This window comes from Allobosea sp. LjRoot90 (assembly GCF_964254315.1).
In the GTDB taxonomy this organism is placed as follows: domain Bacteria; phylum Pseudomonadota; class Alphaproteobacteria; order Rhizobiales; family Beijerinckiaceae; genus Allobosea.
The window spans coordinates 580851-605019 of sequence record NZ_CAXUTF020000002.1 but is presented as its reverse complement, the minus strand read 5'-3'; the positions used below and the strand labels follow the sequence as shown (position 1 = coordinate 605019).

Sequence of the window (24169 nt, the reverse complement as noted above, 5' to 3'; positions counted from 1 at the left end):
GACCCGAGCATGTCAGGCCGGATGAGGCTCCGATTGGCGCCTTCTCGTCACGAGGTTCTCGGGTCTGCGCTGCGCTTCGCCCGAGAATGACGCCCCTTAGTACTTGATCACGCCAAACCGCCGGAACGCATCGTGGATACGATCGGCATAGGCGTTGAAGCTCGGATAATCGCCGAGATGGGCGGGGCGCGGCCGCGGCAGCTCGATCTTGATCTCGTCGACCACCCGCCCCGGCGTCGGCGACATCACCAGCACCCGGTCGGAGAGGCCGATCGCCTCGTCGATCGAATGGGTGATGAAGACGACGGTCTTGGCCGTCTCCAGCCAGAGCATTTCGAGGTCGTGCCGGATCTGCGTGCGCGTGATCGCGTCGAGCGCGCCGAAGGGCTCGTCCATCATCAGGACGGACGGGTTGTGGATCAGCGCGCGGGCGATCGAGACGCGTTGGCGCATACCGCCGGAGAGCTGCTTCGGATAGCGGTCGGCGGCATGGCTGATGCCGAGCTTGGCGAAGAGCTCGAGCGCCCGCTCCTTCGCCGGCGCCAACGGCAGGCCGCGGATTTCGGCCTGCAGCATGACGTTCTCCAGCGCCGTCCGGAACTCCAGCAGCAGATGGTCCTGGAAGACGATGCCGATATCGGTCAGCGGCTCGGTCAAGCGCTTGCCGTTGACCAGCAATTCCCCGCCGCTGGTCGGGATCAGCCCCGCCGCCATCAGCATGAACGTGCTCTTGCCGCAGCCGGACGGGCCGATCAGGCTGACGAACTCGCCGCTCCGGATGTCGAGCGTCAGCCCGTCGACGGCCGTGAAGCCGCCGAAGGTCTTGACGATCCCGCGCCCCTGGATCGAGGCGGCGGGAGAGGCGGCTGCTGCAGTCATGCCTTATCCTCGTCGACTACGAGCAGGCCGGCGCCGAAGCCGGAAGGAGCTCGGTCGTGTAGTAGTCGGTGATCGGCTTGTCCTTGGGCAGGCCGAGATACTGCGTCAGCAGGTCGAAGCTCACGCTCCAGTTCTTCTCCGGCACCTTGCCGAGTGAAGGGGCGCCGGGCGCGCAGAGCAGCTTGTTGACGACGTCGAACTGGGCCAGAACCTGCGCCTTCTTCACCGAGGGGAATTGCGCGACGACCGCGTCGGCAGCAGCGTCAGGGTTCTTGCGGGCGGCGTCCCAGCCCTGCAGGCTCGCCTCGATGAACTTCTTGTAGAGCTCGGCATCGGCCTTGATCTTGTCGTCGCGGGCGATGATCGACAGGCCCACCGTCGGCACGCCGACATCGCGATAGAAGATGTCGCGGACCTTGAAGCCGCGCTCGCGGATCTGCACCGAATGGAAATCGGCGCCGCCGAGGATGGCGTCGACCTTCTTCTCCAGCAGCGCGCCAACGAAGGCGCCAGGATCGATGTTGATGACGTCGACCTTGCCCTTGTCGATGCCGTTGCTGGCGAGGATGGCGTCGAGCAGCGTCGTCTGCGCCGTGCCGGGCTGGACCGCGAGCTTCTTGCCGATGAGGTCCTTGGGCGAGGCGATTCCGCTCTCTTCCAGCGAGATGATGGCAAAGCCATTGGTCTGCAGCACCGGTGCGATGATCTTCACCGGCGCACCCTTGGTCCGTAGCTGCATGGCGGCCGGAGCGTCGGCGAAGCCGACATCGGTCTGGCCGGTCGCGACCATCTGCGCGGTCGTGCCCGAGCCCTTGCCCTCTTCGATCGTCAGGTTGATGCCGGCCTTCTCGTAGAGGCCCATCTGCTTGGCCATCATGAAGCCGGCATTCGGCGCTGCCGCGAGGAAGTTCAGCGTGATCTTCATCGGCTTGCCGCCGGCCTGGGCGAGCGCGCCGCTCGTGCCGAGCGCCAGCATGGCGGCGGCGGTGAGCAATGTCCTTCTCAGCATGGTCGTTCTCCCTGTGGTTCCGGTTTGCCCGGATTGGCGGTCGTGTCTTTGGTCGTCAGCCCTTGCGCTGCCAGGGCATCAGCAGCACCTCGAGCCCGTCGACGAGGTAGCTGAACAGGATGCCGACGACGCTGAGCGCCACCAGGCAGGCGAAGATCAGCGGCATGTCGAGGAAGCTCGTGCCGCGCAGGAGCAGATAGCCGAGGCCGGCATTGGCGCCGACGAACTCGCCGACGATCGCCCCGGTCGCCGCGAATACCGCCGAGACCTTCAACCCCGAGAAGATGTAGGTCAGCGCCGCCGGCACCCGGACATAGCGGAAGGTCTGCCAGGCCGAGGCTCCCATCGAACGCGTCAGATAGAGCACCCGTTCATCCAGCGCCCGAAAGCCTGTCATGCTCGCGACCAGCGTCGGGAAGAAGCAGAGCAGGAAGGTCAGCAACACCTTCGGGAACAGGCCGAAGCCGAACCAGACCACGAAGAGCGGCGCGATCGCGATCTTCGGCACGAGCTGGAAGAAGACGATGACCGGATAGATCGCCTTTTCGAGCAGCCTGACCGAGACGATGACGTAACCCAGCGGGATCGAGACCACCGCCGCCATCAGGAAGCCGAGCACGATCTCGTTCGCCGTCACCAGCGTGTGCTGGAAGATCAGCACCCGGTCGAGCCAGAGCCGCTCGAAGAAGGCGCTCGGCACGGGCAGGATGTATTCGGGGATGCCGGCCATCGGTACCAGCAGCTGCCAGGCGACAAGCAGCACGGCGAAGCTCGCCAGGGGCCAGGCGATGGCCGATACCCAGGCAGCAATCTTGCTTGAAGCCTGCGGTGCGGTCCCTGTGGTCGCGCTGGTGACGCTGTCGCTGCTCATGCTGATGTCTCTGTCGGCATCGTTTGCCCGGCTGCCCCTGTCGAAACGGCTGGCAGGGGCCCGATCTGTCGCCGCCTCAGCGGCCAGATCTCAGCCATGTTCCGGGCGGCAGTGGCGAGCGCCGCCGCGATCTCGCTGCGACGCGGCTCAAGCATGCGTGGCAGCGGCCCGGCGACGCTGAGCGTGCCGGCGATCGCCGCCCCCGCATCGGGCCCGGCACGGAAGGTCGTCGCCAGCGCGACGGTGCCGATCTCGCCTTCCTCGATGGCGAGCGCGAAGCCGCGGCTTCGCGTTTCAGAAAGATGCAGGCGCAAGGCGTCGACATCGCTGAGCGCGTTCGGACCGGCGCGGCCCTCCGCGTCGAAGCCGCGCGCGCAGACGATGCGCAGCGCCTCCGCCTCGGGCAGCGAAGCAAGCCAGGCCTTGCCGGTCGCGGTGGCGTGCAGGACGATGCCCATTCCCATCGGCGGCTCGTAGCGCAGGCCGGCGGTCGCGCCCTGGGCGCGCGCGATCCAGGTCAGGTTCTCGCCCTCGACCACGGCGAGGCGGCAATATTCGCGGGTGGAGCGGGCGAGTTCGTCGAGGACGAGCTGGCCGGCATCTGGCAGCCCGCGCAGGTCGAGATTGCGAAAAGCGAGCTGCGACAGTTTCAGCGTCAGCCCATAGGCGCCCGATTGCGCATCCTGGGTGACGAAGCCGCGCTCGGCCAGCGTCGCCAACAGCCGGTGCGTCGCGCTGACCGGCAAGCCGAGCTGCTCGGCGAGCACGGTCAGATCGGCGCCATCGGCTTCACCCGCCAGCGCCTCCAGCAGCTTGAATGCACGTTCGACCGCCGCGATCGTCACCCGTCTCCGCCCTCATTATGATTAAGATTGGAAATCATTTCCAATTTGGATTTCATTTCCGTATAAAGACGGGCCGAGGCCAAGTCAACGCGCCTCGCAGGTGAGCCGATGGAGGAACGATGAGCCTGGCAGGTGAGGGGGCGGTCGCGATCTGGCACGATATCGCACCGGAGGGCAGGGCAGATTTCTATGCCTGGCATGGCGAGGAGCACATGCCGGAGCGGGTCGGCATTCCCGGCTTCCTGCGCGGGCGCCGCTATGTCGCGATCGACGCTGACCTTGAATTCTTCAACCTCTATGAGGCCCAGAGCCTCGAAGTTCTGAAAGGGCAGGACTACACGGCGAGGGTCAACGCGCCGACGCCCTGGACGCAGTCGGCGGTGAAGCACTTCCGCTCGGTGGCGCGCGCGATCTGCCGTGTCTCCCACACCAGCGGTCCGGCCCAGGGCGGGCTGATCGCGACCTTTCGCTACGACGTGCCTGATAACATAGCCTCGGCCCACAAGGCGGCGCTGTTGCGCGGATTGGTGCCGGACCTGCTTGCCACCCGCGGGGTCGCCGCCGTGCACCTGCTGGCGGCGGATGCCGAGGCGAGCGGCATCGCCACTGCCGAGCAGAAGGTGCGCGGCATCGCCAACGCCGTGCCGCGCTGGGTGCTGCTGGTCGAAGGCTGGGGCGATGAGGCCGAATTCGTCGCGCTGGCACGCGATCAGCTTGCGGCTGAGGAACTTGAGGCCCTCGGCGGCCAGGGCCCTTTCTCCCTTGGCCTCTACCGTCACCAGATCACCCGGACCAAGACCTCCTGGAGTGCCGGCTGATGAGCGTGCGTCATGATCTCTCCGGCCGGCATGCGATCGTCACGGGTGGCGCCGGTGGGCTCGGCCGCGGCATCGCGTATGCCCTGATCGTGGCGGGCGCGAGTGTCGAACTCTGGGATCAGGACGCCGACGGCCTGGCGCAGGCGGTCGCCGAATTGGGGCGCCGCGCCAGCCAGCGCCAACTCGATATCCGTGACGTCAACGCGGTCGAGGCGGCCGCCGATGCTGCTGTCAGCAGCCATGGCCGCATCGACATCCTGATCAACAATGCCGGCGTGCTGGGCGAAGTGAAACCGATCTGGGAGACGACGCCGGAGAACTTCCAGCGCGTGCTGCAGGTCAACCTGTTCGGCGCCTATCTCGTCACCCGCGCCGTCGTCGGCCGGATGCTGCGCCAGGAACCGCGGCGCTCGCCGGACGGACATCCCTTGCGCGGCCATGTCGTCAACATCGCCTCGATACAGGGCAAGGAAGGTATGGCGCAGGCGGCCGCCTATTCCGCCTCCAAGGCCGGTTTGATCGCGCTGACCAAGAGCGTCGCCAAGGAGACGGCGAAGGAGGGCATCATCGTCACGGCGGTGACGCCGGCGGCCGCCGAGACCGCCATGGCCAAGGAGATTTCGGACGAGCGGCGCGCCGACATCATGTCGCGCATCCCGATGGGGCGTTTCGTCGAGGTATCGGAGGTGGCGCGCATGGTGCTCTGGCTATCCTCCGACGACTGTTCCTTCTCGACCGGCGGGATCTTCGACCTTTCGGGTGGTCGCGCGACCTACTGAGCGCCGCGCCGCGCGAGGCGCATGCCCCGTCTGCAAGGTCCCGTTCCTGGCTTCCTTCCGACGCCGGGCTTGTGCCAGCATGGCCGCTCCGGCCGTTCGGCTGCGATTCCAGGGACAAGTTCATGCTTTCGGTTCGCGATATCGCTCGCCGCGTCGCCAATGGCGCGATGTCGGCTCAGGCCGCCCTTGCTGACAGCGAGCGGCGCATCGTTGAGCGGGACGGCGATCTGCGCGCTTTCGCGGCTCGTCCGGAAACGCTTTCGCCCGGAGAAGGGCCGCTGGCCGGCATCGCCGTCGGGGTCAAGGACATCATCGATACCGCCGATCTGCCGACCGGCATGGGCTCGTCGATCTATGACGGCCATCGGCCCAAGGCCGATGCGTCCATCGTGATGGCGCTGAAGGCGGCAGGCGCGACCGTCGCCGGCAAGACCCAGACCACGGCCTTCGCCTTCCTCGACCCCGCTCCCACGCGCAATCCGCACGATCCCTCCGCGAGTCCGGGCGGCTCTTCGGCAGGTTCGGCCGCCGCGGTCGCTGCCAGCCTCGTCCCGCTCGCCATCGGCACGCAAACCGGCGGCTCGGTGATCCGTCCGGCCGCCTATTGCGGCATCGCTGCGATCAAACCCTCCTATGGGCTTCTGCCGACGGTCGGGGTCAAGCCTTTCTCCTGGTCGCTCGATACGCTCGGCCTGATGGCGGCCAGCGCCGATGATCTCGGCTTCGCCCTGGCGGCGCTGACCGGCCGCGCCGATCTCGATGCGCCCGAGGCGACATTGGACGGGCTCAAACTCGGTCTCTGCCGCCAGGAATTCACCGACAAGCCCGAGCCGGTTTGCGAAGGTGCGTTGCAGCGCATCGCCGATTTCGCACGCAAAGGCGGCGCAACCGTCCTGGACATTGCGACGCCGGCCGAACTCGGCGAGACCTTCCATGCCCACGGACCGCTGCAGAACTGGGAGGCGGCGCAGGCGCTCGCCTGGGAATACGCCAATCATCGCGAGGCCTTGCCGCCAAAGCTGCGCGCCTATCTCGACGAGGCCCGTACCACCACGCCGCAGGAATACGATGCGGCGCGCGGCACCTCCCGGCGCGGGCGCCGGGTAGCCGAGCGCTGGTTCGGCGAGGTTGACCTCGTGCTCACCTATGCTGCGCCGGGCGAGGCACCGGAGACCCTCGCTTCGACCGGTGATTCCAAGTTCAACCGGCTCTGGACCCTGCTCGGCACGCCCTGCCTCACCGTGCCGCTAATGCGTGGCCCGCGCGGCCTTCCGGTCTCATTCCAGCTCATCGGACGCTTCGGTGAGGATGCGAAGGTCATCGCCGTGGCGCGTGCGCTCGAGCGCCTGATCCTGATGCCGCAGTGACAAAATCCCGACGAAAGCTGGGCGCTGGTCCCGCTTGGGACAATATTGCAGCGCAACAACTCAGGCTCGATTGTGGCGGTAGGGATTTATACTGCTCTTTGGAATACTAAAAACCTTCCGCGCGAAGGTCTTGTTCGGAACTATCCACAAAGCAGTTCAATGCTTTAACCGCTGATTAAGAACGTTTCTCTGCTGCGACGCTCGCTGCGGCGTCGCAGCCACTTGCAGCGGCCGTCGTTTCTGCTAGCTTCCATGTCAGGTCAATGACAAAGGAGAGTTCTCATGAACCTCGCGCTAAGTCTCGACCGGTTGGCCATGGGTGCGGCATTTGCGCTGGTTCTGGCGATCGTGATCGGAGCGTTCTGACGGGGAAGTCAGTCTCAGTCGAAAGACCATGAACCAATTGAGAAGCGTCGCCGGAGAGGCCCGGCGGCGCTTTTCCTTTGAATCCAGCAAGGTGCCCGCTCAACTCTCCGGGCAGGGATTCTGGGTCACTTCCCAAGACATCATGTTGATCACACGACCGCAGGTGGCGAGGCGTCGGCCCATGGTGGTCCGGATGCAGGCCATGCTGCCTTCTGCGATCTTCTTGCCGTCGCTCCAGCAGAAGCAATAGGGCTCGGGGGCCTGTGCCAGGCGCGGCTTGTCGAGGGCTGCCGCGCGCTCCTGCGCAACGGCAGGGGTTTGGAACAGTAGCGCGATTGTCGCAAAGAGCGCCCAGAAGGGCAGCGCCGCTGCGCCTGAGCAGGGTAGCCTCCGAGGGGATCGGATCATGGCTCGCTCCCGTCGTTCGCCTAAAGGCTAACGTGACGGAAACCATAGCACGGCAGCGCCGAACCCCCAATGGTGGGATAGTCGGCTCAGCGGCGCTGATCTCCGCAGGCTCACCTTGCGAAAGTCGTACGACCCGACCATATTCCGGGTTCAGAGAGCCAATCCGGCTCCGGGAGGAACCATGTCTCTGATTTCGCTCGCCCGTCGTGGCCGTGCCGTTGCCCTCATCGCCGGCGCACTTCTGCTGGTGCCGATCATCGCCGAGGCCGCCCCGGGCGGCCGCAGCGTCGGCAGTCGCGGCTCGCGCAGCCAGTCGCAGGTCGCGCCGACGCCGACCGCGCCCGGCTCCTCGTTCCAGCGTAGCCCGACGCAGGCGCCTGGCCCGACGGCCGCCGCCCCGGCTGCAGGCGCAGCGGGTGCCGCCGCGCAGGCGGCTCGCCCGTCCATGGCGCGCAGCCTGATGATGGGCGTCGCTGGCGGCCTGCTCGGCGCTGGTCTGTTCGGCCTGCTCTCGGGCGCCGGCTTCGGTGGCCTTGCCGGCATGCTCGGCCTGCTCTTCCAGGTTGCCCTGGTCGGTGGCCTGATCTGGCTGGCGCTGCGCCTGTTCCGCCGTCGCAGCGAGCCGCAGCTCGCCGGCGCTGGCGCGCCGCTCGGTCGTGAGGCCTATCAGCCGCAGGCTGCTCCGGCCATGGCCGGCGGTCTCGGCGGTGGCGCTGCCGCTGCCGCTACGGCGGCTGCCAAGCCGGTCGAGTTCGAGCTGGTCGGTGCCGACTACGGCAGCTTCGAGCGCCTGCTGTCCGAGGTCCAGACGTCCATCTCTGATGAGAATGTCGCCCGTCTGCGTCAGATCGCGACGCCGGAGATTTCCGGCGCTCTTGAGGAAGAGTTCGCCGAGAACGCCCGCAAGGGCCTGATCGAGCGTGCCGCCGAGGTCAAGCTGCTGCAGGGCGACCTCGCCGAATCCTGGCGCGAAGACGGCTACGACTACGCCACCGTCGCGATGCGCTTCAGCCTGCTCACCGCCATGGTCGAGCGCAATGGCGGCAAGGTCGTCGAGGGCCACGCCACGATCCCGCGCGAGGTGATCGAGCACTGGACCTTCGTGCGCTCGCGCGGCGGCGAGTGGAAGGTCGCGGGGATTCAGCCGGTCGAATAAGCCGGCGACCACACCCGAAATCTGCACGGCCGGGCTCTGCCCGGCCGTTTTTCGTTTCGGGGGCCAGCGAAGCGCCTTATAGGCTTCCGCTGCCCGGCCGGCGTCGGCCTGGATACTGATTGGAGCGATCACTATGAGCGACATGCGTCTCGTCGTCGTCGGCGCCGCCGGCCGGATGGGCCGCTCGCTGGTCAAAGCGATCCATGACACGCAAGGCTGCGTGCTCTCCGCGGCGATCGAGCGGCCGGGCTCGCCCGTGCTCGGCCAGGATGCCGCGGTGCTCGCCGGCTTGCCCGCCAGCGGCGTCACGGTCAGCGACGACGCGCTCGCCGCCTTCGTCGAGGCTGAGGGCGTGCTCGATTTCACCACCCCCGACGCGACGGTGGCCTTCGCCGGCCTCGCTGCGCAGGCCCGCATCGTCCATGTCGCCGGCACCACGGGCATGGAGCCGCAGCATCTAGCGAAGCTCGAGGCGGCGGCACGCCATGCCGCCATCATCCGTTCCGGCAATATGAGCCTCGGCGTCAACCTGCTGGCAGCGCTGGTGCGCAAGGTGGCGGCGACGCTCGGCACCGATTGGGACATCGAGATCGTCGAGATGCACCACCGCATGAAGGTCGACGCGCCCTCGGGCACCGCCGTCCTGCTCGGTGAGGCGGCGGCGCAGGGGCGTGCCGTCGATCTCGTCGAATCCAGGGTCGCCGTGCGCGACGGCCAGGTCGGCGCCCGCCTGCCCGGCTCGATCGGCTTTGCCGCGCTGCGTGGCGGCACCGTCGTCGGCGACCATAAGGTGATCTTCGCCGGCGCCGGCGAGCGGCTCGAACTCGCGCACGTCGCCGAGGATCGCAGCCTGTTCGCGCAAGGCGCGGTCAAGGCGGCGCTCTGGGGCCGCGGCCGCAAGCCCGGGCTTTATTCGATGGCCGACGTGCTCGGCCTCGACAAGTTCTGAGTGCTGCGATGACGGCGCTTGCTGTTGCGCCTGGCGTGACGCATTGGCCAGGCTATCTCGATCCGGCCGAGCAGGCTGCGCTGGTTGCCGATTTGCGCGAGGCGGCGCGGCAGGCGCCGTTCTATGTGCCGCGCATGCCGAAGACCGGAAAACCATTCTCGGTCAAAATGACGAACTGCGGCGCGCTCGGTTGGGTCTCGGATGAGCGCGGCTACCGCTACCAGCCGCTGCATCCCGAGACCGGTGCGCCTTGGCCGCCGATCCCGGCCCGGCTGCTGCGCGCCTGGGAGGACCTCGCAGGCTATCCGCATCCGCCTGAGGCCTGCCTGGTCAACTTCTACGAGCCGACCGCAAAGATGGGTCTGCATCAGGACCGCGACGAGCAGGATTTCGACGCGCCGGTGCTGTCGCTCTCGCTCGGCGACACCGCGATCTTCCGCATTGGCGGTACAAGCCGCGGGGGCAAGACGATCTCGCTGAAGCTGGCTTCCGGCGATGCGCTCGCCTTCGGCGGAGAGGCACGGCTCGCCTATCACGGCATCGACCGCATCCTTGCGGGATCGTCGAGCCTGCTGCCGCAGGCAGGGCGGATCAATCTGACCTTGCGGCGGGTGACGAAGCCGTCAAGCTGACGAGTTCGGCGCGTCGTCGCCCGGCAGCTTCGGGAACGACCAGCCGAACAGGAGCGAGCCGGCGCGCAGGCCGAAGCCCGCGGCGAGCCCGCCCAGCATGACGAGCCTCGCGTCCAGCCCCATTTGCGCGAGCAGGACAGTCGTGGCGGCGCCGGCTGCTGCGGCGGTGACGTAGAAATCGCGGCTCCACAGCACCATCGGCCGGTCGCCGGCGAGGATATCGCGAATGATGCCGCCGAAGGTGGCGGTCACCGCGCCGAAGGCGATCGCAGAGGCGATCGGAACGCCTGATGCGAGCCCCTTCTGCGCTCCGACCACGGCAAAGAGCGCGAGTCCGGCCGCGTCGGCCCAGATCAGCAGGCGCTTGGCGCCCCAGCCATCGAGCATGCCCGGCTTGCAATAGGCGATGGCCCAGGCCGTCAGGGCGACGGCCGTGCACAGCATCACGTCGGACGGCGCCTCGATCCAGAAGACGCGCCGGTCGAGCAGGAGGTCTCGCAAGGTGCCGCCACCGACGCCGGTGACGGTGGCGAGCAGGATGAAGCCGAACGGGTCCATCCGCTTGCGGGCGGCGACGAGTGCCCCGGTCAGGGCGAAGACGACGACGCCCGCAGCTTCGAGCACCTGTCAGTTCACAGGCTTGTCGCCGGCATCCGCGGCCGGGCTGCCCGAGCCGTTGGCGGCGGGCTTGGGCGCGCCGGCCGAGACGCCGACCAGCGCCGGGCGCAGCACCCGCTCGCCGATCTTGTAGCCGGTCTGCACCACCTTCGAGACCAAGCCCTTGGCGATCGCGGCGTCGGGCGCCTCGAACATGGCCTGGTGCAGGTTCGGGTCGAACTTCTCGCCATGCGGATCGATCTTGCGCACGCCGTGGCGCTCGAGCGTCTTCAGCAACTCGCGCTCGGTCAGTTCGACGCCTTCGACCAAGGCGTTCACCGCAGTATCGGCGGCCGCGCGGGCCGCCTCCGGCAAGCTTTCGAGCGCGCGGCGCAGATTGTCGGCCGAGCCGAGCAGGTCGCGGGCGAAGCTGGTCACCGCATAGGCCTTGGCGTCGGCGATCTCGCGCTCGGTGCGTCGGCGCAAATTCTCCATCTCGGCGAGGGTGCGCAGCAGCTTGTCCTTGAAGTCGTCGCGCTCGGCCTCGGCCGTGGCGAGCGGATCGGGCGTCTGCGTCTCGACCGCCTCGGTCTCTGCCGTGTCCTGGCTCTCGGTTTCCGGCTTCGGATCGTCCTTCGCAGGGTTCTGCGTCATTCCATCATCCCAATCGTTGATCGTCATGCATCATTGCGGCGTAACCTCGAGGCACACCGGCTTCGTCGCCGATATCGGGCTTCGGCGGGGCGAAATCAAGCGCGGGCCATGGCCTTCGCCTTGGCGGCGGCCGGCTTGTCGGGCTCCTGGTTGAACACGGCGAGCAGCGCCTGGCGGATCAGCAGCTGGCGGCCGGTCGAGGTGATCTTCGCTCCCGTGAGGTCGGTGACGTAGAAGACGTCGACGGCTTTCTCGCCGAAGGTCGCGATATGGGCCGAGGCGATGTTGAGGTTGAGCTTCCCGATCGCGGTGGTGAGATCGTAGAGCAGACCGGGCCGGTCGAGGCCCGAGACCTCCAGCACCGTGTGCCGCGACGACAAGACATTGTCGATGATCACTTCGGGCGCGACCTGGAAGGTCCCGCCACGCGGTGGCGGAGTGCGGCGCTGGGCGACGAGGTCGGCGATCTTGATCTCGCCCTTGAGCGCGCGCTCGATTGCTGCCGCAATCCGCTCGGCCCGGCGCAATTCATCGTCGTCGCGCTCGAAGGCGCGCGAGACGAAGATCGTGTCGAGCACCAGCCCGTCGGTGGTGGTGAAGATCTGCGCGTCGACGATGTTGCCGCCGGCCGCCGCGCAGGCGCCTGTCACGATAGCGAGCAGGCGCGGATGGTCGGGCGCCAGCACGGTGAGCTCGGTCACGCCGCGGAACTGATCGGTTTCGACCTTTGTCGCAGTCGTCCGGCCGGCGATCTCGGCCTCGCGCAGGAAGCGCGCGTGCTGTTCCTGCCGCTCGGGTTCGACCTTGAGCCAGTAGGCCGGATAGTGCCGGGCGAGATAGGCGTCTCGCTCCTCCGTCGTCCAGTCGGCGAGCCTTGCCTCCAGCGCCTCCTGCTTGCGCTCGACCCTGGCCTTGCGTTCGATGCCGGAATGGCCGCCGGCGAGCACGATCTCGGTCTCGTAATAGAGCGTGCGCAGCAATTGCCCCTTCCAGCCGTTCCAGACGCCTGGGCCGACCGCCTTGATGTCGGCGACGGTCAGGACGAGCAGGAGCTTCAGCCGCTCCAGCGTCTGCACGATCGCGGCGAAGCTCTCGATCGTCTTGGGGTCGCCGAGATCGCGGCTTTGGGCGACGGTCGACATCACCAGATGGTTCTCGATTAGCCAGACCACCGTCTCGGTCTGCGCATCGGTGAGGCCGAGCCGCGGGCAGAGCTTGCGGGCGATGCGGGCGCCCTCGACTGAATGGTCCTCCGGCCGGCCCTTGGCAACGTCGTGCAGGAAGAGTGCGACATAGAGCGCGCGCCGGTTGGTGATCGTCGCGAAGATCGAATTCGCCAGGGGATGCTCGGCTTCGAGCTTGCCGGAGTCGATCTCGGCGAGAATGCCGATCGAACGGAGCAGGTGCTCGTCGACCGTATAGTGATGATACATGTTGAACTGCATCATCGCGACGATGCGGCCGAAATCCGGGATGAAGCGGCCAAGCAGCCCCGATTCGTTCATCCGCCGCAGCACCGCCTCGGGTGAGCGGCGCGCGGTCAGGATCTCCAGGAAGATGCGGTTGGCCTCGCGGTCCTGCCGCAACTGCGGCGTGACCAGCCTGAGTGACTGCGTCACCAGCCGGCTTGTATCGGGGTGGATGGCGAGATCGTCGCGGCTGGCGATCTCGTAGAGTCTGAGCAGATTGACCGGATCGCGCTTGAAGGCCTCGTCGTCGATGACGGCGAGGCGCTGGCCGCGCAGGGTGAAATCGGGGTGGCCTAGAGCCCGAACGCGCCGGCGCTTGGTGAAGGTGCCGATCAGGCTGGTCAGGCTGGCGCGCGGCTTCTGCTGTCGGGCTTCGAGCGCGGCGCAGACGATCGCGGTCAGGTCGCCGACATCCTTGGCGACGAGGAAATAGGCCTTCATGAAGCGCTCGACCGGCGCCTGGCCGCTGCGCCCGGCATAGCCGATCGCGGCCGCGACCTGGCGCTGCAGGTCGAAGGAAAGCCGCTCCTCGGCCCGCCCGGTGATGAAGTGCATCCAGCAGCGCACGCGCCAGAGGAATTCCTCTGAGCGCTGGAACATCGCGAACTCGCGCGCATCGAACAGCCCGGCTTCGACCAGCTCGGCGGAATCATCGACGCGGTAGGAGTATTTGGCGATCCAGAACAGTGTGTTGAGGTCGCGCAGGCCGCCCTTGCCGTCCTTGACGTTGGGCTCGACCAGATAGCGCGACGAGCCGGCGCGAGCGACGCGGGTCTCGCGCTCGGCGAGCTTGGCCTCGGTGAAGGCGGGGGCCGTGCCCTCGGCGATTTCGGCGCCGTATCGCCGGACAAGATCGGCAAACAGCGCCGCATCGCCGCAGATCAGCCGCGCTTCCAGCAGCGCGGTGCGGATCGTCATATCGGCCCGGCCCTCGCGGATGCAGTCGTCGACCGAGCGCACGGAATGGCCGACCTTCAGCTTCAGGTCCCAGAGCGGGTAGAGCATGGCCTCGACCACGCTCTCGCCCCAGGCGGTCTGCTTGTCGGGGAAGAGGAAGAGCAGGTCGACATCGGAGCCCGGCGCCAGCGTGCCGCGGCCATAGCCGCCGACGGCGACGACGGCGATGCGCTCGCCGGCGGACGGGTTCTCGACCGGATAGAAATGCCGCGTCGCTGCCGCATGCAGGCTGGCGACGACGCTGTCCATCACGCCGGAGAGCCGCTTGGCGCAAGACAGGCCGTTGCGGGTGCGGGCCAGGATCTCCCGTGCCGACTGGCGCCCTTCTTCGAGGTTGTCGCGCAGGGCACTGATCAGGGTGCTTCGCAGGCCGTCGCGATCCCCTTTGTCGAACGGCCGCGCCAACTTGCCGACCGCAGCTGTGGGATTCTCGATGAACTCGGCGAGGCGGGGCGCTGGCTTGTCGGGGGAGGGCGGCACTGAACGAGGCTCTTCGGGGCTTTCGGCAGAGGCGGCGGCCAACGATTCCTAGCACGAATGCGGCGAGGCGCAGAGCCTTAATTAAACGAGATACAATGTGAAAATATTGATCTCACATGGGTGTTCGTCTTGTTTGACAAACAGAACGTGTGAACCTAAAAAAAGGACACGCGCCGATTTGAGCCAGCAGCTTGCGGGCGCGAAACAAGTGCAGCTAAAGCGGGGGCGCCGGAGGCCAGAACGCCTCCTATCCCTTCGCGCAAAGTCTTCGAAGGGGACGCCATGCCGATCATCTCAGCCTTGACCCGCCGCGCTGTGCTCGCCGGCCTTGCCGCAGCCTCGCTCGCCTTCGGCAGCGCCATGGCGCAGGCGCCCAAAGAAATCCGCGTCGATTACGCCACCTACAACCCCGTCAGCCTGGTGCTGAAGGAGCGCGGCATCCTCGAAAAGGCGCTCGAGGCCGATGGCATCAAGGTGCGCTGGGTGCTCTCGGCCGGTTCGAACAAGGCGCTCGAATTCCTCAATGCCGGCTCGCTCGATTTCGGCTCGACCGCCGGCGCGGCCGCGCTGATCGGCAAGATCAACGGCAACCCGATCAAGTCGATCTATGTCTATTCGCGTCCCGAATGGACGGCTTTGGTCACCGGCGCCAAGAGCGAGATCACCAAGGTCGCCGAGCTCAAAGGCAAGCGCGTCGCCGTCACCCGCGGCACCGATCCGCACATCTTCCTCGTTCGTTCGCTCGCCGAAGCGGGGTTGACCGAGAAGGACGTCAAGCTCGTGCTGCTGCAGCACGCCGACGGCCGGCTCGCGCTCGAGCGCGGCGATGTCGAGGCCTGGGCCGGGCTCGACCCGATGATGGCCGCCGCCGAGGTCGAGGCCGGCGCCAAGCTCTTCCACCGGAAAGCCGCCGACAACACCTGGGGCGTCCTCAATGTCCGCGAGGAGTTCGCCGAGAAGAACCTGGAACTCGTCCGCAAGGTGCTCAAGGCCTATGAGGAGGCGCGCGCCATCGCGCTCGCCAACCCGGCCGAGGTCAGGAAGGCGCTTGTCGAGGCGACCAAGCTTTCCGACGCGGTGATCGAGCGCCAGCTCACCCGCACCGAGCTGACCCACAGCACGATCGGCCCGGCGCAGGCCGAAACCATCCTCGCCGCGGGCCTCGCCCTGCAGCAGGCCGGCGTCCTGCCGGCCAGTGCCGACGTCAAGGCGACGGTCGACGCGCTGATCGACAAGCGCTTTGCCGCGACGAACTGAGCGGGCATGATCCCGTCGCAATGAGTTCGATCGAGATCGCAGAAGCCATAGACGGGAAGCCGGCCGCGCCGCATGCGCGGCCGGCTTCCCGCATCGGCTTGCGGCTCGCCGGCTTCCTGCTGCCCGTCGTCCTCGCGATCATCTGGGAAATCCTGGTCCGGGCTGGTCTCGCCAATGGCCGGCTGATGCCGCCGCCCAGCGTGGTCGGCAAGACGCTCTGGCAGCTCGCGGCCAGCGGCGAGCTCTGGACCCATGCGCTGGCGACGCTCTGGCGCGTTGCTGCCGGCTTCGGCATCGGCGCCGCCGTAGGCACCGCGCTCGGGGCCCTGACCGGCGCCTTGCCGCTGGCGCGCGGCCTGCTCGACCCGACCCTGCAGGCCCTGCGCGCCATCCCCTCGATCGCCTGGGTGCCGCTCTTCATCCTCTGGTTCGGCATCTTCGAGGCCTCGAAGGTGGCGCTGATCGCGGTCGGCGTCTTCTTCCCGGTCTATCTCGGCGTCGCTGCTGCGATCCTCTCGATCGATCGCAAGATCGTCGAGGTCGGCCGCGTCTTCCGTCTCGGTCGCCTCGCCATGGTTCGGCGCGTGCTCTTGCCGGCGATCCTGCCCGACTGGTTTACCGCCTTGCGCGGCGGGCTCGGGCTCGGCTTCATGTTCGTCGTCGCCGCCGAGATCATGGGCGCCAGCGAGGGCCTCGGCTATCTCCTGGTCGACGGCCAGCAGCTTGGCCGGCCCGACACGATCATCGCCGCGATCATCGCTTTTGCCGTGCTCGGCAAGCTCGCCGACGGATTGCTGCTCGCCATCACGCGCCCTTTCCTCGCCTGGCAGGACACTGCCAGGGACAGGCTCTGAGGGGCGCGGCTGATGCTGGTCTTCGACAGTCTCGCCAAGACCTATGCCGACGGCACCCGCGCGCTTGCCGGTATCGACATCTCCGTCGCCGCCGGCGAGATCCTGGCGCTGGTTGGCGGTTCCGGCTGCGGCAAGACCACGCTGCTGCGTCTCGTCGCCGGGCTCGACCGGCCGAGCGAAGGCCTCATCCTGCTTGATGATGCCGCGATCACCGAGCCTCGGGCCGATGTCGGCGTGATCTTCCAGGAACCGCGCCTGCTGCCCTGGCTTTCGGTCGCCGACAATGCCGGCTTCGGCCTCAGCTCTCTGCCGGCAGCGGAGCGTTCCCGCCTCGTCACCGGCGCGCTCGCCCGCGTCGGCCTCGCCGGCTACGAGGCGCGCTGGCCGCGCGAGCTCTCCGGCGGCCAGCAGCAGCGCGTCGCTATCGCCCGCGCCCTCGTCACCCGGCCGAAGCTCCTGTTGATGGACGAGCCCTTCTCGGCACTCGACGCGACGACGCGCGCCAGCCTGCACGGCCATCTGCTCGCGCTCTGGGAGGAGAGCCGGCCGACCGTGGTGATGGTCACCCATGATGTCGAGGAGGCGGTGACGCTGGCCGATCGCATCGTGGTGATGCAGCCGCGGCCCGGACGCATCTTCGACGAGCTCGACAATCCGCTGACCCGCCCGCGCGACCGGCTCTCGCCGTCCTTCGAGGCGATCAAGCGCGAGGCGCTGCGCACGCTCGACCGCTCACTCACCGACAGCGAGCCGCGCCAGCACAAGACGGCCGAGAGTGCCGGCATGTGGTGGTAGACCGTTTGACAAAACGGACGTCTAGACCGTATGAAAGGACATACGCGCCGATTTGAGCCTCAGCTTGCGGGCGCGAAACAAATGCAGCTAAAGCGTGGGAACGAAGAGATGGCCTGATGCCGTCGACGCTCCCTCCGCCTTGTCTTGGAAGGAGTCAGTTGATGTCGGCCGCTCTTCACAGCCTCTCCCGCTCTCCCGACAATGCTCTGCCGCGCCCGGGGGCGGGCCAGATTGTGGCGCTGCTCGGCGCTGCCATCGAGGTGCGCTCGGCGGCGCTCCGAGGATTTGCGGGTCTCGCATCCGATGACGGGGTGGTTCCGACGCCCGAGATCGGCCTGCTCTGCGCCCGGCCGCGCTTCTTCCCCTGGCTCAGTCTCACCGAGAACCTGGCCTTTGCCTTGCCGAAGGCGACGCCGTTCGAGCGCGAGGGCCTGATCACCAATGTGCTGGTTCGCGTCGGCCTCGCCGCGCAGGCGACGCAGCGGCCAGGGGCGCTCTCGCCCGAGGAATTGCTGCGGCTCGCCATTGCCCGTCTCCTGCTGGTCAGGCCACGGCTGCTCCTGATCGACGAGCCGTTCGCGGCGCTCGACGCCGAGGCTCGTGAGCGGCTGGCGGCCTTCCTGCCCGAACTGTGTACGCAGGGGCGCCCCGCCGTCGTCATTGCGACCGGTTCCGTCGAGGAGGCCGTGCGCCTGGCCGACCGCATCCTCGTCCTGCCGCAAGGAGCGGGGCCGGTCGCCTTCAGTCTCGACAATCTGCTGGCCCGCCCGCGCGACGAGCGCTCCGTCGGCTTCGTCGCCCTGCGCCGCGAGTTGCGGCGCGCACTCGAAAAGGAAAGCCGCCATGTCGTGCCGGACGTAGAGGCGGCGGCCTGAAGCGGCTACAAGGCACGCCACCGCTTCACAGGGATTACGATCATGGACGTCACCGCGCTGCGCGCTTTGCAGGCCCCGCTCAAGGACAAGTACCGTGAGGCGCCGGATGCGGCGGTGATCACGCTGAAGGCCAAGGGCGAGCTCGACGACCAGCACATCGCCTGCAAGGTCGAGACCGGCCGGGCGATCGCGCTCGCCGGCCTGCATCCTGCGACCGGTGGCTCCGGCGCCGAGCTCTGCTCCGGCGACATGCTGCTCGAGGCGCTCGTCGCCTGCGCCGGCGTCACGCTGAAGGCGGTCGCGACCGCGCTCGAGATCGAGCTGAAGAAGGGCACGGTCCGGGCCGAGGGCGATCTCGATTTCCGTGGCACGCTTGGCGTCGCCAAGGATGCGGCGGTCGGTTTCAAGGCGATCCGCCTCTCCTTCGACGTCGAGACTGATGCGCCGCAGGAGAAGCTCGATACCTTGCTCAAGCTGACCGAGCGCTATTGCGTCGTCTTCCAGACCCTGAACGTCAAGCCGGAGCTGTCCGCGGTGTTGCAGACAGCCTGAGCTGACGCGCTCAGCCGGGCAGGGGGCGCGGCGTCCCGTCAGGGTCCGTCGCTTCCGGCTCCTGCGAGATCGGCGCGGTCAATGGGGTTATGATCGCGAAGGGCCGTTCGGCCATCTGCTCGGCCGCCGCCCGCTGCCTGATGCGCAAGCCCGCGACGGCCGCGAGCGCGGCGGTCGCGGCCGCCATCAAATAGAGCAGCCCGTTGATGTCGAGGCGCGCCATCACCTGGGCGCCGAGGATCGGGCCGAACGCCGAGCCGATGCCGCTGACCAGGATCAGCCGGCCGCTGACGGCGACGATACGATCCTGCGGCATGCGATCGAGCGCATGAGCAACGCAGACCGGATAGAGCGTCGACATGAAGCCGCCGAGCAGGGCGGCGACCGGCAGCACCAGCGCCAGATGGCGCGGGACGAGATCGAGCAGCACTGCCGCAGCGGAAAAGCCGAGAGCGAGCCCTGCCAGCACGACCCGGCGGTCGCCCCGATCCGACAGCCTGCCGACCGGGACCTGAAAGGCGAACCCGCCCAGCACCGCGACAAGCATGAACAAGGCGATCGTCTCCTGGGGAATGTTGTTCCGCGCCATCCAGGCCGGGAACAGCGCGTAGAAGGCACTGGTGACGATGCCCGAAACGACGCAGCCGATCACCGAGACCGGCGCCTGTCGTGTCAGCTCGCCATAGGCGAGGGTCGAGTCGCTCGGAAGCGGTGGCGCTTCTGCGCGTGTCGCGCTCACCATCATCAGCGCCAGCGCGAAGAGCGCGACGACGATGTTGAACGGCGTCGTCGAGGCGACAGGCAGCTTGCCGATCAGCAGCTGGCCGGCCGCCAGCGCCAGGAAAGTGCCGACCATGTAGATTGAGAAGATCCGGCCGCGCTGGTCCGGCGGTGCCTTGGCGTTGAGCCAGCTTTCCGTCGTGATGAACAGGCCGACGCAGCCGATGCCGATCGCCATCCGGCACAGGATCCAGCCGAGTGGCGAGACGAAGAGCGGCATTGCCGCGGTCGCGACCACCACCAGGCCGGCAAAGGCGGCGTAGGCACGGATATGTCCGATGCGCTGAATGACGTGGCCGCAGCCGATGGCGCCGATCGAGAAGCCGACAAAATAGGCGCTGAGCACGATGCCGGTGAGCGTCGCCCCGAAATCCTCTACCGTCAGGCGCAGCGACAGGAACGTGTTGAAGAAGCCGTTGGCGAGCTGCACGAGGCTCGTCGCGGCGATGAGCGTTCCGATCTGGACGAGCACGGCTGAAGGCCTCCGGCGCGATCTGGGAGGTCCCAGCTCTACGCCGGAATGTGCTCTCGCCATGGCAGAGCGGACGGAAAATGCGCTCTTGGGGCCCGAAATGCCGCCATCCGGCGTGCGCGGAGCACGCGCGCACAATGGCTGATCTCGTCACAAAGGTCGCCTCAGAGTTGCGATATAGGCTCTGATCGGGCCAAGCCCGAACCGTCCTGCATTGCTCGCCCCGATTGCAGGCGCTGCAACAGGAGACGCGTATGCCGATTCTCGCGACCATCGTCGGCGCCATCACCACTGGCGTGATCTACTGGATGATCTGGGGCGGCGGCATGGAATATGTCAGCCAGCGTCTCAGCGCCGGCAGCGAGCAGAAGCGCCGCGAGCTCTTGAGCAAGCGTCGTGCCGAGGCCGAAGCCGAGGCGCGCCGCACGGCGTTGAAGACGCTGCCGGAAAGCCGCGATGGCGCCGTCGCGCTGATGTGCCTCGTTGCCAACGAACGCGGTGAGCCGACGACCGAGCAGCTTGACCTCATCCGCAGCGAAATGCGCGTCATGCTGGAATACGGCGCCGATCTCGATGAGCGCCTCGTCCTGGCGCGCCATGCCGTGAAGGCCTCTCCCTCGAAGACGATCGCGCTGATGGATTTGCGCGATCTGCTGCGGCCGCATCTCAACCGGGCGGAGTTCGAGGAGCTCTTCGCCATGCTGCGCCGGGTCGCCGAGCTTCACGGCGGGCCGACCGATGGCCAGGACAGCCTGATCGGCGAGGCCGAGCGGCAATTGCCACGGCCACGCTAGGGTTGGTGGCGGCCCTTACTCTGCCGCCTTCAGCTTCACCTCTTTGGCGAATGGCAAGGCCGGCTCATTGGGCCTGGCATCGTCGAATTCGAGCGCGCCGATCCTCTCGGCCCGGCCGGTGACCTTGCCGGCCGAGGTCTTGATCTGGCTGACGTCGTCCTGCGCCTGGCGGAAATGATTGTCGAGCTTGTCGACGCGGTCGCCGAGCCGGCGGACGTCGTCGAGCAATTTGCCGACCTCCGACTGGATCACCTGCGCCTCCTCGCGCATGCGCGCATCGCGCACCAGCGACTGCATCAGCTGGATTGCCAGCGCCAATAGCGAGGGCGAGACGATCATCACCCGCGCCCGGTGCGCCTTCTGGATGACGTCGTCGAAATGCTCGTGCAGATCGGCATAGATCGATTCCGACGGCACGAAGAGCAATGCCATGTCCTGCGTCTCGCCCGGCAGGAAATAGCGCTCGGCAATGTCCTTGACGTGCTGGCCGACATCGCCGCGCACCCGCGCCGAAGCCTGCTTCTTCGCTTCGTCGCCGCGCGCCTCGCGCAGCATGGTGAAGCTCTCCAGCGGGAACTTGGCGTCGATGACAAGGCCGCGCCCATCGCCCGGCAAGGTTACCAGGCAGTCCGGCCGCTTGCCGCTTGAGAGCGTCGGCTGGAACGAAAAGAAGGCGGCGGGTAGCCCATCGCGGATGATCGCTTCCATCCGGCCCTGGCCATAGGCGCCGCGCGCCTGCTTGTTGGAGAGCACGTCCTTCAGCGTCACCACCTCGCCGGTGAGCTCGGTCAGGTTCTTCTGGGCGCTGTCGATGACGGCGAGCCGCTCCTGCAATTTGCCGAGGCTCTCGCTGGTCTGGCGGACATTCTGCTCCAGCCCGGCGCCGACCTGCTGGCGCAGCCCGTCCATCCGGTCGGCCATGATGCGGGCGAGGTCGCCCTGCCGGGTCGAGAGGATCTCGGCCATGGACTGCATGCGGCCGGTGAGCTCGGCTTGCAGCCGGTTCATCTCGGCGACCTTGTCATCCATCTCGCGGGCCCGTTCGGCCGCCATCGCCGCTTCCATTTCGCGCCGACGCGAGCCGCGCCAGGACGTGAACAGCGCCAGCGTCAGCAGGATGAGCGTCAGCCCGGCGAAGCCGAAGGCAGCCTCGGCCCAGCTCACCGGGCGCTCAAGCAGGACGAAAGCGATCTGGTTCATCGTAGAAGCCTACACGATTCGTGTGGCAATTCTAGAACGAAAGCGGAACAGTTTGACCGCTTCCCCACAAGAGCTTATGTCGCCGCAACTCCCGACAATCGTTTCAGAGCGCCCTATGGCTATCCGTCCTCTCGTCATCCTGCCCGACCCGATGCTGCGCAAGGTTTCCGCACCGATCGGCGACATCACGCCGGAGATCCGTAAGCTCGCCGAGGACATGCTGGATACGATGTATGACGCGCCGGGAATCGGCCTGGCCGCGATCCAGATCGGCGAGCCGGTCCGCCTCGTCACCCTCGACGTCTCGAAGAAGGCCGAGGAAGGCGAGCAGCAGGCGCGCGAGCCGGTGGTCTTCATCAATCCGGAGGTGACGTGGAGTTCGAAGGAGCTCAGCTCCTATGAGGAGGGCTGCTTGTCGATCCCCGAATATTACGAGGAGGTCGAGCGGCCGGCGCGGGTCAAGGTCAGCTATCGCGATCTCGACGGCAAGGCGCAGGAGATCGAGGCCGACGGCCTGCTCGCCACCTGCCTGCAGCACGAGATCGACCATCTCAACGGCGTGCTTTTCATCGATTATCTGTCGCGGCTGAAGCGGGAGCGTGTCACCAAGCGCTTCGCCAAGGCAGCGAAACGGGACAGCGCGGCCTGAACGGCAGGTCGGTAGCTATGGACAGCGTCATCGCATGAGCTTGCGCGTCATCTTCATGGGCACGCCGGATTTCGCCGTGCCCACTCTGACCGAGATTATCGGCCAGGGTCATGAGGTCGTTTCCGTCTATACGCGCGCTCCGGCACCGGCCGGGCGCGGCATGGAATTGCGGCCCTCGCCGGTCCAGGTCACGGCCGAGCGCTTCGGCATTCCGGTGTTCTCGCCCAAGACACTGAAGAACGCCGAGGCCGCCGAGATCATGGCCTCGCACGAGGCTGATGTCGCCGTCGTCGTCGCCTATGGTCTGATCCTGCCGAAGGCGATCCTGGAGGTGCCTGAACTCGGCTGCCTCAATCTCCACGCCTCGCTGCTGCCGCGCTGGCGCGGCGCGGCGCCGATCCAGCGCGCCATCATGGCCGGCGATGCCGAGACCGGTGTCTGCGTGATGAGGATGGAGGAGGGGCTCGATACCGGCCCTGTCGCCATGGTCGAGACGCTGGCGATCGATGGCAACGCCACGGCCGGCGAGATGCATGACCGGCTCGCCGGTCTCGGCGCCGATCTGATGGTCCGGGCGCTGCCGGCGCTTGGCCGGGGCGGCCTGCGCTTCACCCCGCAGCCCGAAGAGGGCGTGACCTATGCCAGCAAGATCGGCAATGACGAGGCGAAGCTGAGCTGGAACTGGCCGGCGCAGCAGGTCCACGATGTCGTGCGCGGCCTCTCGCCCTTCCCCGGCGCCTTCATTGAGGTTGACCTCGGCAAGGGGCCGGAGCGGCTGAAGCTGCTGCGCACCGCACGCGCCGGCGGCGCGGCCGAGCCGGGCACGCTGCTCGACGACGAGGGCACCGTCGCCTGCGCGGTCGGGGCGGTGAAGCTGCTTCAGCTCCAGCGCGCGGGGAAAGGGCCGATGAGTGCTCAGGAATTTCTGCGCGGCGCCAGGCTCGGCGCTGGCGCGAAGTTGTAAAGATGCCGCGCTACAAGCTCGTCATCGAATATGACGGCACACCCTTTTCAGGCTGGCAGCGCCAGCTCAACGGGCCGTCGGTGCAGCAGAGCGTCGAGGAGGCGATCGAGGCCTTCTGCGGCCATGCCGTGCGCCTGCATTGCGCGGGGCGGACCGATGCCGGCGTCCATGCCACCCACCAGGTCGCCCATGTCGATCTCGACAAGGACTGGCGCACCGATGTCGTGCGCGACGCCACCAACGCCAGGCTGAAGCGCCTGCCGGTGGCGGTGCTGAGCGCCGAGGCGGTGCCGGACACGTTCGATGCCCGGATCTCGGCGACGCGTCGCTATTACATCTACCGCATCCTCGACCGGCGGGCGCAGCCGGCTCTCGACGCGAACCGCGTCTGGCATGTCCCGGTCAGGCTCGATCACGAGGCGATGGACCGCGCCGCCAAGGCGTTGATCGGCCATCACGACTTCACCACCTTCCGCGCCGCCGAATGCCAGGCCAACGGCCCGATGCGCACGCTCGACCGGTTCGACTGCCGGCGCGAGGGGGCCGAGATCGTGGCCTATGTCCATGCCCGCTCCTTCCTGCACCATCAGGTCCGCTCCATGGTCGGCTGCCTGAAGATGGTCGGCATGGGGCGCTGGCCGGAGAACAAGGTCGGCAAGGTGCTGGCGGCGCGCGACCGCTCGCAATGCGCGGCGCTGGCGCCGCCCAGCGGGCTCTATCTCGCGGGCGTGGATTACTGAA

Annotated in this window: 25 protein-coding genes; 15 read left to right on the top strand and 10 right to left on the bottom strand. The window is 67.4% G+C overall.

The window, feature by feature from the left end; genetic code table 11:
- Positions 1-96: 96 nt before the first annotated feature.
- From ACSQ3M_RS09585 to ACSQ3M_RS09570, 4 genes are read right to left on the bottom strand one after another with little or no spacing between them, the layout of a single operon-like run.
- Positions 97-879, bottom strand: a complete 783-nt coding sequence (locus ACSQ3M_RS09585) for an ABC transporter ATP-binding protein (protein ID WP_436149828.1) — start codon at positions 877-879, stop codon at positions 97-99.
- Positions 880-895: 16 nt separating this feature from the next.
- Positions 896-1888: an ABC transporter substrate-binding protein gene (locus ACSQ3M_RS09580; protein ID WP_436149827.1), complete on the bottom strand. Its 993-nt coding sequence runs from the start codon at positions 1886-1888 to the stop codon at positions 896-898.
- Positions 1889-1943: 55 nt separating this feature from the next.
- Positions 1944-2759 (bottom strand): ABC transporter permease, encoded by an 816-nt coding sequence (locus tag ACSQ3M_RS09575; protein ID WP_436149826.1) that lies wholly within the window; start codon positions 2757-2759, stop codon positions 1944-1946.
- Positions 2756-3604 carry an IclR family transcriptional regulator gene (locus ACSQ3M_RS09570; RefSeq protein WP_436149825.1) on the bottom strand — a complete coding sequence of 283 codons (849 nt, stop codon included), beginning with the start codon at positions 3602-3604 and terminating at the stop codon, positions 2756-2758. The genes ACSQ3M_RS09575 and ACSQ3M_RS09570 overlap by 4 nt, the downstream gene beginning before the upstream one ends.
- A gap of 119 nt (positions 3605-3723) precedes the next feature.
- On the opposite strand from ACSQ3M_RS09570, the gene ACSQ3M_RS09565 reads away from it, so the two are divergent.
- The 3 genes from ACSQ3M_RS09565 (at position 3724) to ACSQ3M_RS09555 (ending at position 6568) form a co-directional block, all read left to right on the top strand.
- On the top strand, positions 3724-4422 hold the full coding sequence (locus ACSQ3M_RS09565; RefSeq protein WP_436149824.1) for a hypothetical protein: 699 nt from the start codon (positions 3724-3726) through the stop codon (positions 4420-4422).
- On the top strand, positions 4422-5201 hold the full coding sequence (locus tag ACSQ3M_RS09560; protein WP_436149823.1) for an SDR family NAD(P)-dependent oxidoreductase: 780 nt from the start codon (positions 4422-4424) through the stop codon (positions 5199-5201). Before ACSQ3M_RS09565 ends, ACSQ3M_RS09560 begins: the two co-directional genes overlap by 1 nt.
- A gap of 122 nt (positions 5202-5323) precedes the next feature.
- On the top strand, positions 5324-6568 hold the full coding sequence (locus tag ACSQ3M_RS09555) for an amidase (protein WP_436149822.1): 1245 nt from the start codon (positions 5324-5326) through the stop codon (positions 6566-6568).
- Between the two features lie 465 nt (positions 6569-7033).
- Here ACSQ3M_RS09555 and ACSQ3M_RS09550 read toward each other — a convergent pair whose 3' ends face one another.
- Positions 7034-7342, bottom strand: coding sequence for a hypothetical protein (locus ACSQ3M_RS09550; protein ID WP_436149821.1), 309 nt, complete (start codon positions 7340-7342; stop codon positions 7034-7036).
- 181 nt (positions 7343-7523) lie between these two features.
- Here ACSQ3M_RS09550 and ACSQ3M_RS09545 point away from each other — a divergent pair, with 181 nt between their 5' ends.
- The 3 genes from ACSQ3M_RS09545 (at position 7524) to ACSQ3M_RS09535 (ending at position 10079) form a co-directional block, all read left to right on the top strand.
- A complete protein-coding gene (locus tag ACSQ3M_RS09545) occupies positions 7524-8498 on the top strand; it encodes a TIM44-like domain-containing protein (RefSeq protein ID WP_436149820.1) in 975 nt (324 codons plus the stop codon).
- A gap of 142 nt (positions 8499-8640) precedes the next feature.
- Positions 8641-9447 (top strand): 4-hydroxy-tetrahydrodipicolinate reductase, encoded by an 807-nt coding sequence (gene dapB, locus ACSQ3M_RS09540; protein WP_436150297.1) that lies wholly within the window; start codon positions 8641-8643, stop codon positions 9445-9447.
- A gap of 8 nt (positions 9448-9455) precedes the next feature.
- Positions 9456-10079, top strand: coding sequence for an alpha-ketoglutarate-dependent dioxygenase AlkB family protein (locus ACSQ3M_RS09535; protein ID WP_436149819.1), 624 nt, complete (start codon positions 9456-9458; stop codon positions 10077-10079).
- On the opposite strand, the gene ACSQ3M_RS09530 is transcribed toward ACSQ3M_RS09535, so the two are convergent.
- The 3 genes from ACSQ3M_RS09530 to ACSQ3M_RS09520 form a co-directional block, all read right to left on the bottom strand.
- The gene (locus ACSQ3M_RS09530) at positions 10071-10703 is read right to left on the bottom strand and encodes a trimeric intracellular cation channel family protein (RefSeq protein WP_436149818.1); all 633 of its coding nucleotides are present in this window, start codon (positions 10701-10703) and stop codon (positions 10071-10073) included. The genes ACSQ3M_RS09535 and ACSQ3M_RS09530 overlap by 9 nt on opposite strands.
- Positions 10704-10706: 3 nt before the next feature.
- Positions 10707-11330: a nucleotide exchange factor GrpE gene (grpE, locus tag ACSQ3M_RS09525; protein ID WP_436149817.1), complete on the bottom strand. Its 624-nt coding sequence runs from the start codon at positions 11328-11330 to the stop codon at positions 10707-10709.
- A 95-nt stretch (positions 11331-11425) separates the two neighbouring features.
- Entirely contained in the window at positions 11426-14191 is a 2766-nt protein-coding gene (locus ACSQ3M_RS09520) for a [protein-PII] uridylyltransferase (protein WP_436150296.1), read from the bottom strand.
- 336 nt (positions 14192-14527) lie between these two features.
- On the opposite strand from ACSQ3M_RS09520, the gene ACSQ3M_RS09515 reads away from it, so the two are divergent.
- The 5 genes from ACSQ3M_RS09515 to ACSQ3M_RS09495 all read left to right on the top strand — a co-directional run bounded on the left by ACSQ3M_RS09515 (position 14528) and on the right by ACSQ3M_RS09495 (position 18569).
- Positions 14528-15493, top strand: coding sequence for an aliphatic sulfonate ABC transporter substrate-binding protein (locus ACSQ3M_RS09515; protein ID WP_436150295.1), 966 nt, complete (start codon positions 14528-14530; stop codon positions 15491-15493).
- A gap of 20 nt (positions 15494-15513) precedes the next feature.
- Complete coding sequence (locus ACSQ3M_RS09510; RefSeq protein ID WP_436149816.1) at positions 15514-16347, top strand: ABC transporter permease; 834 nt, start codon at positions 15514-15516, stop codon at positions 16345-16347.
- A gap of 12 nt (positions 16348-16359) precedes the next feature.
- Positions 16360-17142, top strand: coding sequence for an ABC transporter ATP-binding protein (locus ACSQ3M_RS09505; RefSeq protein ID WP_436149815.1), 783 nt, complete (start codon positions 16360-16362; stop codon positions 17140-17142).
- A 161-nt stretch (positions 17143-17303) separates the two neighbouring features.
- A complete protein-coding gene (locus ACSQ3M_RS09500; protein ID WP_436149814.1) occupies positions 17304-18017 on the top strand; it encodes an ATP-binding cassette domain-containing protein in 714 nt (237 codons plus the stop codon).
- A gap of 42 nt (positions 18018-18059) precedes the next feature.
- The gene (locus ACSQ3M_RS09495) at positions 18060-18569 is read left to right on the top strand and encodes an OsmC family protein (RefSeq protein WP_436149813.1); all 510 of its coding nucleotides are present in this window, start codon (positions 18060-18062) and stop codon (positions 18567-18569) included.
- Between the two features lie 10 nt (positions 18570-18579).
- Here ACSQ3M_RS09495 and ACSQ3M_RS09490 read toward each other — a convergent pair whose 3' ends face one another.
- Positions 18580-19821, bottom strand: coding sequence for an MFS transporter (locus ACSQ3M_RS09490; RefSeq protein WP_436149812.1), 1242 nt, complete (start codon positions 19819-19821; stop codon positions 18580-18582).
- Positions 19822-20075: 254 nt separating this feature from the next.
- Between ACSQ3M_RS09490 and ACSQ3M_RS09485 the strand changes: the two genes are divergently transcribed.
- Entirely contained in the window at positions 20076-20615 is a 540-nt protein-coding gene (locus ACSQ3M_RS09485; protein ID WP_436149811.1) for a hypothetical protein, read from the top strand.
- Positions 20616-20630: 15 nt separating this feature from the next.
- Here the strand turns inward: ACSQ3M_RS09485 and ACSQ3M_RS09480 are convergent, their stop codons facing one another.
- A complete protein-coding gene (locus ACSQ3M_RS09480; protein ID WP_436149810.1) occupies positions 20631-21815 on the bottom strand; it encodes a DNA recombination protein RmuC in 1185 nt (394 codons plus the stop codon).
- A 115-nt stretch (positions 21816-21930) separates the two neighbouring features.
- Here ACSQ3M_RS09480 and def point away from each other — a divergent pair, with 115 nt between their 5' ends.
- The 3 genes from def to truA are packed head-to-tail and all read left to right on the top strand — an operon-like array spanning position 21931 to position 24168.
- The gene (def, locus tag ACSQ3M_RS09475; RefSeq protein ID WP_436149809.1) at positions 21931-22464 is read left to right on the top strand and encodes a peptide deformylase; all 534 of its coding nucleotides are present in this window, start codon (positions 21931-21933) and stop codon (positions 22462-22464) included.
- A gap of 34 nt (positions 22465-22498) precedes the next feature.
- Positions 22499-23428, top strand: coding sequence for a methionyl-tRNA formyltransferase (gene fmt, locus ACSQ3M_RS09470; protein ID WP_436149808.1), 930 nt, complete (start codon positions 22499-22501; stop codon positions 23426-23428).
- A 2-nt stretch (positions 23429-23430) separates the two neighbouring features.
- A complete protein-coding gene (gene truA, locus ACSQ3M_RS09465; protein ID WP_436149807.1) occupies positions 23431-24168 on the top strand; it encodes a tRNA pseudouridine(38-40) synthase TruA in 738 nt (245 codons plus the stop codon).
- Position 24169: the final 1 nt, after the last annotated feature.

Excerpts from the sequence above, each read along its gene's own strand:
- ACSQ3M_RS09550 (WP_436149821.1), bottom strand. The coding sequence starts at position 7,342 with ATGATCCGATCCCCTCGGAGGCTACCCTGCTCAGGCGCAGCGGCGCTG.
- ACSQ3M_RS09560 (WP_436149823.1), top strand. The coding sequence starts at position 4,422 with ATGAGCGTGCGTCATGATCTCTCCGGCCGGCATGCGATCGTCACGGGT.
- fmt (WP_436149808.1), top strand. The coding sequence starts at position 22,499 with ATGAGCTTGCGCGTCATCTTCATGGGCACGCCGGATTTCGCCGTGCCC.
- ACSQ3M_RS09555 (WP_436149822.1), top strand. The coding sequence starts at position 5,324 with ATGCTTTCGGTTCGCGATATCGCTCGCCGCGTCGCCAATGGCGCGATG.
- ACSQ3M_RS09545 (WP_436149820.1), top strand. The coding sequence starts at position 7,524 with ATGTCTCTGATTTCGCTCGCCCGTCGTGGCCGTGCCGTTGCCCTCATC.
- dapB (WP_436150297.1), top strand. The coding sequence starts at position 8,641 with ATGCGTCTCGTCGTCGTCGGCGCCGCCGGCCGGATGGGCCGCTCGCTG.
- truA (WP_436149807.1), top strand. The coding sequence starts at position 23,431 with ATGCCGCGCTACAAGCTCGTCATCGAATATGACGGCACACCCTTTTCA.
- ACSQ3M_RS09585 (WP_436149828.1), bottom strand. The coding sequence starts at position 879 with ATGACTGCAGCAGCCGCCTCTCCCGCCGCCTCGATCCAGGGGCGCGGG.
- def (WP_436149809.1), top strand. The coding sequence starts at position 21,931 with ATGGCTATCCGTCCTCTCGTCATCCTGCCCGACCCGATGCTGCGCAAG.
- ACSQ3M_RS09495 (WP_436149813.1), top strand. The coding sequence starts at position 18,060 with ATGGACGTCACCGCGCTGCGCGCTTTGCAGGCCCCGCTCAAGGACAAG.
- ACSQ3M_RS09575 (WP_436149826.1), bottom strand. The coding sequence starts at position 2,759 with ATGAGCAGCGACAGCGTCACCAGCGCGACCACAGGGACCGCACCGCAG.
- ACSQ3M_RS09485 (WP_436149811.1), top strand. The coding sequence starts at position 20,076 with ATGCCGATTCTCGCGACCATCGTCGGCGCCATCACCACTGGCGTGATC.
- ACSQ3M_RS09510 (WP_436149816.1), top strand. The coding sequence starts at position 15,514 with ATGAGTTCGATCGAGATCGCAGAAGCCATAGACGGGAAGCCGGCCGCG.
- grpE (WP_436149817.1), bottom strand. The coding sequence starts at position 11,330 with ATGACGCAGAACCCTGCGAAGGACGATCCGAAGCCGGAAACCGAGAGC.
- ACSQ3M_RS09480 (WP_436149810.1), bottom strand. The coding sequence starts at position 21,815 with ATGAACCAGATCGCTTTCGTCCTGCTTGAGCGCCCGGTGAGCTGGGCC.
- ACSQ3M_RS09580 (WP_436149827.1), bottom strand. The coding sequence starts at position 1,888 with ATGCTGAGAAGGACATTGCTCACCGCCGCCGCCATGCTGGCGCTCGGC.
- ACSQ3M_RS09565 (WP_436149824.1), top strand. The coding sequence starts at position 3,724 with ATGAGCCTGGCAGGTGAGGGGGCGGTCGCGATCTGGCACGATATCGCA.
- ACSQ3M_RS09500 (WP_436149814.1), top strand. The coding sequence starts at position 17,304 with ATGTCGGCCGCTCTTCACAGCCTCTCCCGCTCTCCCGACAATGCTCTG.
- ACSQ3M_RS09505 (WP_436149815.1), top strand. The coding sequence starts at position 16,360 with ATGCTGGTCTTCGACAGTCTCGCCAAGACCTATGCCGACGGCACCCGC.
- ACSQ3M_RS09535 (WP_436149819.1), top strand. The coding sequence starts at position 9,456 with ATGACGGCGCTTGCTGTTGCGCCTGGCGTGACGCATTGGCCAGGCTAT.